This is a genomic window from Sciscionella marina DSM 45152, from assembly GCF_000379465.1.
GTDB classification, from domain to species: domain Bacteria; phylum Actinomycetota; class Actinomycetes; order Mycobacteriales; family Pseudonocardiaceae; genus Sciscionella; species Sciscionella marina.
Window position 1 is genome coordinate 620,479 of sequence record NZ_KB905403.1, and the last position, 12,397, is coordinate 632,875.

The following is a 12,397-nucleotide window of genomic DNA, read 5'->3' on the forward strand; positions in this document are numbered from 1 at the left end:
ATCATCCGGGACGACGACCGGCACGAGTCGGCAACCCGGGCGTGCCCGGGGTGACTCATCCCTCCGGACAGGGTTCGGGGACATCGGGGGTGCCCTTCTCCGGTACAGCGACGGGTGCGCCGGACGCTTCTGTCCACAGTGGACGCATCCGGATCCCGGGGAAGAGTTCGCGGACCGGGGACTCGGTGACGAGGATGCTCATGTGCCGGGCTAGGCGAGTTCCGCGCGGATGGCCGAACCGACCGCGTCCAGTTCACTGAGCAGTCTGCGCGCGGTGGGGCTCGGCGGTGTGCTGTCCGCGAGGGTGACCCCGACGGTGCGCGTGGTCTCGAGTTCGGTACCCAGCAGGCTCAGCTGGTCCTCCCCGCGTGCGACGAGTTCGGGAAGCGCAGCGAGCACATCGGTTTCCAGCAACAGGGACCGCATGGTCAGGATCGAGGTGCACTCGATCCGGTCGGCGGGCAGCGGGAGGCCGTGTCTGGCCAGCGCGGTCTCGAGTTCCTGGCGCAGTGTGGTCTGCGCGATCGGCACGATCCACGGATAGTGCAGCAGTTCCGTGAGTGGTGGCGGTGTGGCCGATCTCGTCACGGGATGCCCGGCACGGGTCACGAGCCGGATCGGTTCGCGGTAGAGAGCCCTGCGCACGGTGCGGTCCGCTTCGACCGAGGACAGCCTGCCGACGGTCAGGTCCAGTTCACCGGAGAGCAGTTCGGTGCGCAGCAGTTCCGGGGAACCCTCCTGGACGATCACGGTGATCCCGGGATGGGCCCGCTTGAGCCGGGCGATGGCGCGTGGCAGCAGCACATTGGACCCGGCGAGATGGGTGCCGACGATGACGGTTCCGGTCGCGCCCGCGGAGAGCTCGCTGAGGTGTTTGCCCGCGCGGCGCACCTCGCCGAGGATGGCGTCCGCGTGCTCGAGGAAGGCCGTACCGTGCTCGGTCGGGCTCATCCCGCGCACGGTGCGCTCGAACAGGCGCACGCCGAGCAGGTCCTCGAGTTCCCGGATACCGCGGGTGACCACGGGCTGGGTGATGTGCAGGTGTTCCGCGGCGGTCACCACGCTGCCGTGCTCGGCGACCGTGGTCGCCAGGACGAGGTGCCGCAGCTTCAGCCGGCCGTCGAGCAGATTGTCCGCCATGGGCCCATCCTAGCCAGGCCCTATAGCCATATGGGCATGTCCGGTTCGCAGGAAAGTATTTCCCCGGCATGCCGGGAGCGCGCGAAGATCGTCCTGGCACGGTGAACAGGAGGTGGTCGGTGTGCCCCTTGCGCACTACATCGGTGGCCGGTTCGAGGAATCGGGTGTTCCGTTCGAACTGGTCGATCCGGCCGACGGGACGGTGATCGGCACGGTCCCCGAAGCGGACGCGGCGACCGTGGACCGCGCGGTCACCGCGGCGCGCGCGGCGCTGACCGGGTCCTGGGGTGCCTGCGGCGATCAGGAACGCGGCGCGATGCTGCACCGGATCGCCGAAGGAATCCAGGTCCGGTTCGAAGAATTCGTCGCCGCCGAGGTCGCGGACACCGGCAAACCGGTCGAGCTGGCGCGCACCGTGGACATTCCGCGCGCGATCGCGAACTTCCACGCCTACGCGGATCTGTTGTGGGGCCGCGCCGAGGACAGTTATCACACCCCGACCGAGGACGGCGCGGGCGCGCTGAACTACACGGTCCGCCGCCCGCTCGGCGTGGTCGCGGTGATCGCGCCGTGGAATCTGCCGCTGCTGTTGCTTTCCTGGAAGGTCGCCCCGGCACTGGCCGCGGGGAACGCGGTGCTGGCCAAACCTTCCGAGCTGACCCCGTCGAGCGCCACACTGCTCGCCGAGGTCGTCGACGCGGCCGGGCTGCCCGCGGGCGCGTTCAATCTGCTGCACGGTTTCGGCGCGGACAGCGCGGGGGCGATGCTCACCGCGCACTCCGGAGTGGACGCGATCGCGTTCACCGGGGAATCCGCGACCGGGAGCGCGATCATGCGGTCCGCGGCGCAGCGGCTCGCCCCGGTCTCGTTCGAGCTCGGCGGCAAGAATCCGGCCCTGGTGTTCGCCGACGCGGACTTCGAGGCCGCGGTGGCCGGCACCGTCCGCTCCGTGTTTACCAATGCGGGCCAGGTCTGCTTGTGCACCGAACGGGTCTATGTCGAGCGGTCCATCTTCGGGGAGTTCGTCGAAGCGCTCGCCGAACGCGCGAAAACGCTGCGCCTCGGTGCCCCCTACGATCCGGGCACCGAGATGGGGCCGCTGATTTCCGCGCAGCACAAGGAAAAGGTGCTCGGCTACTACGAGCTCGCCAAACAGGGCGGCGCCACGGTGCACGCCGGTGGCGGCGCCCCGGACCGCAGCGGCTTCTTCGTGGAGCCGACCGTGCTCACCGGGCTGCGCGAACAGGACCGGCCGGTGCGCGAGGAGATCTTCGGCCCGGTCTGCCATCTGGCCCCGTTCGATACCGAGGAGGAGGCGCTGCAACTGGCGAACGACAGCGAATACGGCCTCGCCGCGACGGTGTGGACCGGCTCGCTTTCCCGCGCGCACCGGGTCGCGCCACGGCTGCAGACCGGGATCGCCTGGGTGAACTGCTGGAATCTCCGGGATCTGCGCACCCCCTTCGGCGGGGTGAAGGCCTCCGGGATCGGGCGCGAGGGCGGAAAACACTCCCTCGACTTCTTCTCCGAACCGATGAATGTGTGCGTGAAACTGTGACCGGACAAGCGATGACCGAAGCCGCGGACCGCTTGGCGCGGGCACACGCCAGCGGCGAACCCGTCGAACCGGTGCGCGAACTGCTCACCGATGTGGATCAAGCGTACGCGGTACAGCGGGAGCTGGCCCGGCGCTGGACCGGCGAGGGTGCCCGGCGCACCGGCCGCAAAATCGGGCTCACCTCGCCGAGTGTGCAGCGCCAGCTCGGCGTGGACACCCCGGATTTCGGCGCGCTGTTCGCCGGGATGGCGGTGCCCGAAGGGGCGGAGATCCCGGTGGGTGCGGTACTGCAGCCGCGGGTCGAGGCGGAGATCGCGCTGGTGCTCGACGCGGATCTGACCCAGGAGCGGCACACGATCACCGAGCTGATCGGCGCCTGCGGCTATGCGCTGCCCGCGATCGAAATCGTCGGCAGCCGGATCCGGGACTGGGACATCAGCCTGCTGGACACGGTGGCGGACAACGCTTCGGCGGGGCGCTATGTGCTCGGCGGCACCCCGGTTCCGCTGCCCGCGGCCGGGGACCTGCGGCTGGCCGGGATGGTGCTGGAGCGCCGCGGGGAACCGGTCTCCACCGGTGCGGGCGCGGCCTGTCTCGGGCACCCCTTGCGTGCGGCGCTGTGGCTCGCGGACACTCTCGCGCGGTACGGGGAACCATTGCGCGCCGGGGACACCATCCTGACCGGGGCGCTCGGCCCGGTCGTCGCGGCGGAGCCCGGGGATGTGTTCGAGGCGCGCATCGAAGGGCTCGGCGGCGTGCGCGCCGCGTTCGCGAAGGAGACGGTATGAGTGTGGCAGTCATGGCCGGGGTACTCGACACGGCCGCGCGCTCGGCGCGGGCGGTGCCCCGGCTGACCGAGGAACGCGAACTCGATGTGCCGCAGGCCTACGCGGTGCAGCGGGCGCTCGTGGATCTCCGGCTCGGCCGCGGGGAACGGCTCGCCGGAATCAAACTCGGATTCACCAGTGCCGCGAAGATGCGCCAGATGGGCGTCTCCGATCTGATCTGGGGACGGCTCACCGATGCGATGCGGCTGGCCGACGGCGCACACCTGGAACTCGGGAACTTCGTGCATCCGCGCATCGAACCGGAGATCGCGTTCCTGATCGGGGACCGCATCGACGAGCGGACGGCCGATCCGGTGCGCGCGATCGAGGCGGTCGCTCCCGCCTACGAGATCATCGATTCCCGCTACGAAGGCTTCCGGTTCTCCCTTCCCGATGTGATCGCGGACAATTCCTCGTCCGCCGCGTTCGGGGTCGGGGCCTGGCGCGCACCCGATACCGAGCTCGGCAACCTCGGCATGCTGCTGGAGATCGATGGCCGGGTCGCCGAAACCGGGAGCAGTGCGGCGATTCTGGGACATCCGCTGCGTTCGGTGCACGCGGCCGCCCGGCTGGCCGCGACCGCGGGGCTCGCGCTCGAACCGGGCTGGGTGATCCTCGCCGGGGCCGCGACCGCGGCGGTCGCGCTGGAACGCGGCACACACGCGCGAGTCCGGACGAGCGTGCTCGGCACGGTGGAGGTGACGGTGCATGACTGAGCAGGCGATCACGGTGGCCGGAAAGGCCGTTCCCCGCGGACGGTTTCCGCATCTGCGCCGTGCCGGGGACTTCGTCTATGTCTCCGGGACGAGCGCACGCCGGCCGGACAACAGTTTCGCCGGGGTCGAGGTGGATGAGTTCGGCACCACCCGGCTGGACATCAAGGCCCAGACCGCCGCGGTGCTGGAGAACATCCGGGATGTGCTCGCCGCGGCGGGCGGCACACTGTCCGATGTGGTCAATGTGACCGCGTATCTGGTGAACATGAACGATTTCGGCGGCTACAACGAGACCTACGCCGGATTCTTCGACGAACACGGACCGGCGCGCACCACCGTGGCCGTGCATCAGCTTCCCCATCCGCACCTGCTGATCGAGATCGCCTGTGTGGCCCATCTACCCGTCGACCGGAAGGAGTCCTGAGCAGTGTCGCCCAAGACAGAGTTGCCCCGGAACAGCCGCAAACCGTTCAATTTCCAGCAGTGGATCGCCGAACACGAGCATCTGCTGCGCCCTCCGGTGGGCAATGTGCAGCTCTGGGAGGACGCCGATCTGCTGGTCACCATCGTCGGCGGGCCCAATCAGCGCACCGATTTCCACGATGATCCGATCGAGGAATTCTTCTATCAGATCAAGGGGAACATGGTGCTGCGGGTGATGGCCGAGGAAGGTGAACCTCCCGAGGACATTCAGATCAACGAGGGCGAGGTGTTCCTGCTCCCGCCGCACGTCCGGCATTCCCCGCAGCGCCCGGAACCGGGCAGTATCGGCATGGTCGTGGAATTCGCCCGCCCGCAGGGATCCCTGGACGCCGTCGAGTGGTACTGCACCGCGTGTTTCCATCGGGTGTACCGCGCCGAGCTGCAGCTCGAATCGATCGTGCGCGATCTGCCCCCGGTGTTCGCGGACTTCTTCGACGAGCAGGGGCACTGCGCCAACTGCGGGGCCGAGCATCCGGGCCGGGAATGGCCCGCGCAGCTGCGCCCGGTGACCGGCGGGGGAGCCCGGTGACCGTCGTCGACGTGCACACCCACGTCTTCCCGCAACTGTCCCAAGTGGAGTCCGCCATCCTGCACCAGGAGGACGGGCCGTGGCTGCGGACCGATGATGCGGAGACCGGGATGATGATGAGCGGGACGCAGGAGTACCGCCCGGTGCACGCCCCGCTGTGGGACCCGGTCTCCCGGATCGCCGACGCGGACCGTACGGGCGTGGACATCCAGGTGATCTCCTCCACCCCGCTGCTGTTCGGGTACACCCATGATCCGGGGCGCGCCACGGACTGGTGCGAGCTGATCAACACGCGGATCCTGGAGTTCTGCGCGTATGCACCCGATCGCTTCGTCCCGCTGTGCCAGGTTCCCTTGCAGGACACCGAACGCGCCTGCGAACAGCTCGACAAGGCGCTCGCCGCCGGGCATCGCGGTGTGCACCTCGGCAATCACGTCGGCGAGCGCGGCTTCGACGACGGTGGGATCCGGGAATTCCTCGGCCACTGCGCGCTGCGCGAGGCGCCGGTGTTCGTGCACCCCTGGGACATGCTCGGTGCCGATCGCATGCCGCGCTACATGCTCTCCTGGCTCGTCGGCATGGCCGCGGAAACCCAGCTGACCGTGCTCGGGCTGATCCTGTCCGGCGGTTTCGAAGCGCTGCCGGAGAACCTGCGGCTGTGTTTCGCGCACGGCGGCGGGAGTTTTCCCTTCCTGCTCGGCAGGGCGGACAATGCCTGGCGGCGCAGGGATATCGTGCGGGCGGACTCGCCGAAACCGCCATCGTCCTATGTGGACAGGTTCTTCCTGGATTCCGCGGTGTTCGATCCGGGCGCGCTGCGGCTGCTGACCGAGGTGATGGGCACCGAGCGGGTCATGCTCGGCAGCGACACCCCGTTCCCGCTCGGTGAAGAGCAACCGGGGGAGCTCGTGCGCTCGGCCGATTGGCTCAGTGCCACCGAACGGCAGGCCATTCTCGGCGCGAACGCCCTGGAGTTCTTCGGCATCGAGAACTAGGGCGCGCCGGGTCTTAGGGCATCCGCAGCCGCGCGGGATCGATCGCGGTCATGGCGGTCGTCCCGTCCAGTTGCCACCCCGAATCGTAGGCCGCGGCGAAGGTTTCCGCGCCGAGCACGGTTTCCGCCCGGTCGCTGAGTTCGCGGACCTGCCGGTCTGTGTGGTCGTGCGCGCCGCGCAGCCGGGAGGCCGCGCCGAGCAGCACGGCGGCCGGGCGCCACCGGCCGAGTTCCCCGGCGAGTGCGGCGGTGTTCACCGCGACCCGGGACAGGATCGGCAGGTCCCTGGTCTCCAGCCCGACCGCGTACGCCCGCGCCAGCGCCTGTTGCGCGCCGGCCGGATCACCAGCCGCCATGCACAGCGAGGCCCGTACGTTGCCCGCGAAGGTGCGCGCGTGGTCACCGGGGAAGGTGGCGTCCCCGCACAGTTTCCGGTCGGCGTCCTCGAGTAGTTCGCGCGCCGGCTCCGGTTCGCCTTGCTGCACCCGGAAACTGGCCTCCCACACGTCCACGAGTGCCGACATTCCCGGCGCGCGCACCCGCAACGCCCGCTCCCGCGCCGATTCGATCATCGCGATCGTCCGGGCGGTGTCCCCACGCCGCAGGTACAGGTCGATCCAGCGCAGATCGGTCAGCACCTCGTCGCCGAGGGACAACGTGCCGAACTGCCCGGAGAGCTCCCGGGCCTCGCGCAGATCGGCGAGCGCACCGTCGAGGTCGTCGTACTGCCGCAACTGAGCGCGCATCGGCAGGGCACTCGACTGGCCCCAGCGATCGCCTGCCTGCCGGAAGCTCGTCAGTGCGGCCTCCAGGTCGGTGCGGACCCGGTCGAGCTCGCCCGCGTTCTCCGCGAACTCGGCCCGGAACATCCGGGCCAGCCCGGAGCGCCAGACATCCGCGCTTTCCGCGTAGCGGTCCAGGATCGCGAGCGCGGTCCGCTCCTCGTGCAGCAGCGCGAACGGGACCGCGATGAGCACGCTGTGCGGATTCGGCAGCTCCGGATACCCGGACAACCGCCCGGCGAGCTCGGCCAGCCGTTCCGCGTCCCCGTCCGTCGTCCCCGCGGTGCTCGTCCTGTTGAACAGGCAGATCACTTCGGCGCAGTCCCGATCCGGTGCCGGTGTGCCGCCGGGCACCGCAAGCACCTCGCCGAGCCAGTAGGCCGCGTCGGTGTGCCGGTCGAGAATGTGCCAGTACCAGGTCAGGTTCATGGCGATGGCGAGGGCGCCGGTGGCGTCTCCGGTGGCGCAGCGCCTGCGGATGGCGGCGAGCACGTTGTCGTACTCCGCGCCGATCATCCGGACCGCGCCCAGCTGCTCGGGTCCACGCAACGCGGGGTCGTAGGCCGCGAGCAGTGCGGCGAAGTGGTCGGCGGCGAGATCCCCCGCGGTGCCCCGATCCCCCGCGGCGGCAAGCTGTTCCGTGCCGTACCCGCGCACCGTCTCCAGCATGCGGTAGCGGCCGGGCTCGGCCAGCTGCAACAGCGAGCGGTCGACCAGTCCGGAAAGCAGCTCGGGGACCTCGGCGGGCGGCACGGCGGTGTCCGCGCAGACCGCGACGGCCGATTCCGGGGTGACCCCGCCGGGCAGGATCGCGATGCGCTCGGCGAGCGTGCGCTCGTGTTCGCCGAGCAGATCCCAGCTCCAGGCCAGCACCCCGCGCAGGGTGCGGTGCCGGGGAAGCGCGGTGCGGTTGCCGGTGGTGAGCAGCCGGAACCGGTCGGAAAGCCCCGCGGCCAGTTCGGGCAGCGACAGCGTGCGCAACCGGGCGGCGGCCAGTTCGAGGGCCAGCGGCAGCCCGTCAAGGCCGCGGACCACCTGCCGGATCTCGGGCAGCGTCACCTCGTCCACCGCGAAGCCGGGGCGCACGGCAGCGGCCCGTTCGGTGAACAGGCGCACCGCTGCCGTGCTCCCGGCCCGCTCGACCCCGTCCTCCGGGCCGGGCAGCGCCAAGGGGCCGAGTGGCACCAGCGCCTCGCCGTCGACCGCGAGTGGTTCGCGGCTGGTGGCCAGCACCCGCAGCTCCGGGCACCGGGACAACAGCGCGGCGACCAGGTGGGCCGCCGTGTCGATCAGATGCTCGCAGTTGTCCAGCAACAGCAGGCTTTCCCGGCCGCCGAGCTGGTCCACGAGGGCGTCCAGTTCATCGCCGTCCGCCCGGCTCCTGGCCTCGAACACGGTGCCGCGCAGCCCGATCCCGGCGAGCAGGGCCGCGCCGAGCTTGGCCGGTTCGGTGACCGAACCGAGGTCGATCATCCAGGCGCCGTCCCGGTACTCGTGCCGGTGGCGGCTGGCCGCTTCGACGGCGAGCCGGGTCTTGCCCGCACCGCCCGGGCCGAGCACCGTGACCAGCCGCCCCGCGCGCAACAGCGTGTCCAGCCGGGCCAGATCCGCATCCCGTCCGATGAAGCTGGTCAGCGGCGCGGGCAGATTGCCCGGTTGCGGCCGCGCGGTGCCCAGGTCCGGGGGCTCGGCGCGCAGCAGGATCAGGTGGCGTTCGCGCAGTGCCGCACCCGGATCGGTGCCGAGTTCTTCGGCGAGGGTTTCCCGGACCCGCTCGTAGAGGGCGAGCGCATCGGCTTCGCGTCCCTGGGCCGCGAGCGCGTCCATGAGCAGCGCGGCGGCCTGTTCGTGCACCGGGTGTTCGGTGCGCAGGGCGCGCAGCCGGGTGGTGGCCGCGTCGGCCTGGCCCAGTGCCAGTTCGGCGGCGGCGAGGTCGGTGACCGCCTGCAGCGAGATCCCGGCCAGCCGGGTCGCCGCTGCCGGTGCCACCGCGGCGATGACCGCGGGCTCGGCTCCAGGGTGCTCGCCCCACAGCGCGGCGGCCTCGCCGAGCACGGCGGCCGCGGCGGGGACCTCGCCCGCGCGCAACCGCTCGTGGCCGTCCGCGGCCAGTTGCTCGAACCGCAGCGCGTCCACCCCGGCGGGGTCCACGGCGAGCCGGTAGCCCCCGGAGAGCTGGGTGATCGCTTCGGCCTGGCCGAGGGTGCGGCGCAGCCGGGAGACGAGGGCCTGCAGTGCGTGCGCGGGATCGGCGGGTGGATCCGCGCCCCAGATCGCCTCGATGAGGGCCTCCTGTCCGACCGCTCGCCCACCGGCGAGGGCGAGCCGGGCGACAAGGGCCTGCAGCCGGGCACCCGGGACGCCGAGCGCGGTATCCCCGTTCGCTACCGCGAAGCCGCCGAGTATCGCGATACGCAGGTCCATTCCCCGATTTTCGCCCACCGCGGCCACGTGAGCGCCAGGCGCCCCCGCGTGAGTGCCGTACGCGTCCGGTGTGAGTGGTTCGGGTGAACCTGGCGGCACCTGGAGCGGCCAGGAATCGGAAGGGGAGTTCCCATGCATGATGTCGCGATCGTCGGTGCGGGCCCGGTCGGCCTGTTCCTCGCCTGCGAGCTCGGTCTCGCCGGCTGCTCGGTGCTGGTGCTCGAACGGGAACCGGAACCCGGTTCCCCATGGCGGACGGAGCCACTCGGCACGCGTGGTCTCTCCGCCACCTCGCTGGAGGCGTTCCACCGCCGCGGAATGCTGGATCAGCTGCTGGCGGCCTCGGGTGCGGAACCGGTCACGTCCCCGGAAACCGATGCGCCGCAGCCCCCGCACATCGTGGGCCACTTCGCGGGCACCGTGCTCGATCCGGCCAAGGTCGAACTGGGCGCGTGGCCGTACCGGTTGCCGACCCCCGCGCCGGAGTTCCTGATGACCACCCTCGACGCGGTCGAATCGGTGCTGGCCGAGCGGGCGGACAAGCTCGGTGTGGAGATCCGGCGCGGGGTCACCGTGGACGAGATCGCCCAGGACGAGCAGGGCGTGACCGTGCACGCGGGCGTGCAGCGGTACCCGGCGCGGTGGCTCGTCGGCTGCGACGGCGGCCGCAGCACGGTGCGCAAGCTCGCGGGTTTCGCGTTCACCGGCACCGAGCCACTGTTCACCGGCTACGTCATGCTCGCCGAGCTCGAGGATCCGGAGAAGCTGACCCCCGGGATCAACCTGACCGCGACCGGCACGTACCTGCGGCTGGAGGCGGAGGGGCACCTCGGCATGATGGACTTCGACGGCGGCGCGTTCGACCGCACGCAGCGGCTCACCCGCGAACACCTGCAGGAGGTGTTGCGCCGGGTCTCCGGGACCGATGTGACGCTGACCGGGGTCACGCACGCTTCGAGCTTCACCGACCGGGCCATGCGGGCGAGTACCTACCGGCACGGTCGAATCCTGCTCGCCGGGGATGCGGCGCACATCCATTCCCCGCTCGGCGGCCAGGGGCTCAACCTCGGCCTCGCGGACGCCGTGAACCTGGGGTGGAAACTCGCGGCGACCACGCGGGGACAGGCCCCGGACGGGGTGCTGGACAGCTACGCCCGCGAGCGCGAGCCGATCGCCGATTCGGTGCTCGACTGGTCGCGCGCCCAGGTGGCGATCATGCGGCCGGGTTCGCATACCGACGCGGTCCAGGGACTGGTGCGTGACCTGCTCGCAACCGAGGACGGGACCACCTATGTGTTCCGCCGGTTCACCGGTGCCGCGATCCGGCACGACCTCGGCGGCGAGCATCCCCTCGTCGGCGGCAACGCCCCGGATTTCCGGTTCGCGGACGGCATTCACCTCGGCGAGCTGATGGCGGACGGGCGCGGTCTCGCCCTCGAATTCGGTACCGAGGACCGGCTGCGTGGCGCGGTCGAGGGGCGGGAGGACCGGCTACGGCACGTCGGCGCTCCGGTGCGCAACGACCTCGGACTGGGCGCCGTGCTCATCCGGCCGGACGGAATCGTGGTCTGGGCGAGCGATCGCGGCGCCGATCCGGCCGGGTTCGAACGGGCCGTGGAGCGGTGGTTCGGCGGGCCCCGCTGAGTTACGGTGGTTGCCGTGGAACTCACCGATTTCCCCGCGCTGAGCTTCGACTGCTACGGCACGCTGATCGACTGGGAGACCGGGATCGGTTCCCGGCTCGCCGACTGGGCGCGGGTGCACCGGCTCGACGTGTCCGCCGAGGACCTGCTCACCAGCTATGCCAGGCATGAGGCCGCGGCCATGCGGGACACTCCTGCCGCGCGGTACCCGGACATCCTCGCGCGTAGTTTCACCGCGGTGGGGCGGGATTTCGCCACTCCCGCCGATCCGGAGGAGGCCACCGCGTTCGGCCGCTCGGTCCCGGACTGGCCCGCTTTCCCGGACTCCGCGGAAGCGCTGCGCGCACTCGCCGAACGCTACCGGTTGATCATCCTGTCCAATGTGGACAGAGAATCCTTCGCGGGGAGCAACGCCCGGCTCGGCGTGCGGTTCGACCATGTCCTCACCGCCGAGGACATCGGTTCCTACAAGCCCGATCCGCGCAACTTCACCGCCCTGCTCGGGCTCGGCGGACCGGAACCGCTGCACGTCGCACAGAGCCTGTTCCACGACCATGTCCCGGCCGCGCGGGCCGGTCTGTCCACCGCGTGGATCAACCGGAGGAAAGGGAAACCGGGGTGGGGCGCGACCCCGCCACCCGAGGTCGTGGTCAGCCCGGACTGGGAGTTCGCCTCGATGGCGGAGTTCGCCGAGGCGGCGGTTTAAGGCCGATTCCGGTTTTCCTTATGTGCCAGGAGTTCTAGCATCGCGGTGAACGGTCGTTCGGTCCGCTACTGGTGTGTCTGTGATTTGTCATGGCGGTTTGTAGGATGCGGGTCATGGTTGCTGTGGCCTTGTCGATGACCGATGACCAGCGTGCCGAGTTGAGCCGGATGGCGGCGTCGTCGACGTTGCCGCACCGGCAGGTGGTGCAGGCGCGAGCGTTGCTGTGGGCGGCGGATGGCGTGGCCAACGAGGAAATCGCACGCCGGTCTGGCGTGGACTCCGATGCGGTGCGCCGCTGGCGGTCCCGGTTTAGCGAGGCCGGGGTTGCGGGTGTCGGGCGTATCGCCCGAGGCCGGGGACGCAAGCCCAGTTTGCCGCCGGGCACGGTCGAACGGGTGCTGCACGCCACCNCGCACGAGACACCGCCGGGCGGGGCCACGCACTGGACCACCCGCACCATGGCCGCCCGGGTCGGGATCGGTAAGGACTCGGTGGCCCGGATCTGGGCCGATCATGGCCTCAAACCGTGGAAGGTGGACACGTTCAAAATCAGCAACGATCCACGGTTCGAGGAGAAGCTGGTCGATGTCGTCGG

The 12,397-nt window shown here is 70.6% G+C and carries 12 protein-coding genes; 9 read left to right on the top strand and 3 right to left on the bottom strand.

The window, feature by feature from the left end; translation table 11 throughout:
• Positions 1-55: 55 nt before the first annotated feature.
• The gene (locus A37U_RS51940) at positions 56-202 is read right to left on the bottom strand and encodes a hypothetical protein (RefSeq protein WP_157183044.1); all 147 of its coding nucleotides are present in this window, start codon (positions 200-202) and stop codon (positions 56-58) included.
• Positions 203-210: 8 nt separating this feature from the next.
• A complete protein-coding gene (locus tag A37U_RS0127675) occupies positions 211-1,140 on the bottom strand; it encodes a LysR substrate-binding domain-containing protein (RefSeq protein ID WP_020499928.1) in 930 nt (309 codons plus the stop codon).
• Positions 1,141-1,261: 121 nt separating this feature from the next.
• Between A37U_RS0127675 and A37U_RS0127680 the strand changes: the two genes are divergently transcribed.
• Genes A37U_RS0127680 through A37U_RS0127705 form a run of 6 tightly spaced genes read left to right on the top strand, consistent with a single transcriptional unit; the run spans position 1,262 to position 6,248 of the window.
• Positions 1,262-2,698: a 2-hydroxymuconic semialdehyde dehydrogenase gene (locus A37U_RS0127680; RefSeq protein WP_157183045.1), complete on the top strand. Its 1,437-nt coding sequence runs from the start codon at positions 1,262-1,264 to the stop codon at positions 2,696-2,698.
• Positions 2,699-2,709: 11 nt separating this feature from the next.
• Positions 2,710-3,486 (top strand): 2-keto-4-pentenoate hydratase, encoded by a 777-nt coding sequence (locus A37U_RS0127685; RefSeq protein WP_020499930.1) that lies wholly within the window; start codon positions 2,710-2,712, stop codon positions 3,484-3,486.
• Positions 3,483-4,241 carry a 2-keto-4-pentenoate hydratase gene (locus A37U_RS0127690; RefSeq protein WP_026197666.1) on the top strand — a complete coding sequence of 253 codons (759 nt, stop codon included), beginning with the start codon at positions 3,483-3,485 and terminating at the stop codon, positions 4,239-4,241. Before A37U_RS0127685 ends, A37U_RS0127690 begins: the two co-directional genes overlap by 4 nt.
• Positions 4,234-4,665: a RidA family protein gene (locus A37U_RS0127695; RefSeq protein WP_020499932.1), complete on the top strand. Its 432-nt coding sequence runs from the start codon at positions 4,234-4,236 to the stop codon at positions 4,663-4,665. The genes A37U_RS0127690 and A37U_RS0127695 overlap by 8 nt, the downstream gene beginning before the upstream one ends.
• A gap of 3 nt (positions 4,666-4,668) precedes the next feature.
• The gene (locus A37U_RS0127700; RefSeq protein ID WP_240437685.1) at positions 4,669-5,253 is read left to right on the top strand and encodes a 3-hydroxyanthranilate 3,4-dioxygenase; all 585 of its coding nucleotides are present in this window, start codon (positions 4,669-4,671) and stop codon (positions 5,251-5,253) included.
• Complete coding sequence (locus A37U_RS0127705; RefSeq protein WP_020499934.1) at positions 5,250-6,248, top strand: amidohydrolase family protein; 999 nt, start codon at positions 5,250-5,252, stop codon at positions 6,246-6,248. The genes A37U_RS0127700 and A37U_RS0127705 overlap by 4 nt, the downstream gene beginning before the upstream one ends.
• Positions 6,249-6,261: 13 nt before the next feature.
• Here the strand turns inward: A37U_RS0127705 and A37U_RS0127710 are convergent, their stop codons facing one another.
• Positions 6,262-9,453: an AfsR/SARP family transcriptional regulator gene (locus A37U_RS0127710; RefSeq protein ID WP_020499935.1), complete on the bottom strand. Its 3,192-nt coding sequence runs from the start codon at positions 9,451-9,453 to the stop codon at positions 6,262-6,264.
• A 132-nt stretch (positions 9,454-9,585) separates the two neighbouring features.
• Between A37U_RS0127710 and A37U_RS0127715 the strand changes: the two genes are divergently transcribed.
• The 3 genes from A37U_RS0127715 to A37U_RS0127725 form a co-directional block, all read left to right on the top strand.
• The gene (locus tag A37U_RS0127715) at positions 9,586-11,097 is read left to right on the top strand and encodes an FAD-dependent oxidoreductase (protein ID WP_020499936.1); all 1,512 of its coding nucleotides are present in this window, start codon (positions 9,586-9,588) and stop codon (positions 11,095-11,097) included.
• A 15-nt stretch (positions 11,098-11,112) separates the two neighbouring features.
• Positions 11,113-11,802, top strand: coding sequence for an HAD family hydrolase (locus A37U_RS0127720; RefSeq protein ID WP_020499937.1), 690 nt, complete (start codon positions 11,113-11,115; stop codon positions 11,800-11,802).
• 167 nt (positions 11,803-11,969) lie between these two features.
• Positions 11,970-12,397: helix-turn-helix domain-containing protein (locus tag A37U_RS0127725; protein WP_026197667.1), on the top strand; the 428-nt coding region annotated here is incomplete at its 3' end.

Coding starts and splice junctions, on each gene's coding strand:
- A37U_RS0127715 (WP_020499936.1), top strand. CDS start 9,586: ATGCATGATGTCGCGATCGTCGGTGCGGGCCCGGTCGGCCTGTTCCTC.
- A37U_RS0127710 (WP_020499935.1), bottom strand. CDS start 9,453: ATGGACCTGCGTATCGCGATACTCGGCGGCTTCGCGGTAGCGAACGGG.
- A37U_RS0127675 (WP_020499928.1), bottom strand. CDS start 1,140: ATGGCGGACAATCTGCTCGACGGCCGGCTGAAGCTGCGGCACCTCGTC.
- A37U_RS0127695 (WP_020499932.1), top strand. CDS start 4,234: ATGACTGAGCAGGCGATCACGGTGGCCGGAAAGGCCGTTCCCCGCGGA.
- A37U_RS51940 (WP_157183044.1), bottom strand. CDS start 202: ATGAGCATCCTCGTCACCGAGTCCCCGGTCCGCGAACTCTTCCCCGGG.
- A37U_RS0127685 (WP_020499930.1), top strand. CDS start 2,710: ATGACCGAAGCCGCGGACCGCTTGGCGCGGGCACACGCCAGCGGCGAA.
- A37U_RS0127690 (WP_026197666.1), top strand. CDS start 3,483: ATGAGTGTGGCAGTCATGGCCGGGGTACTCGACACGGCCGCGCGCTCG.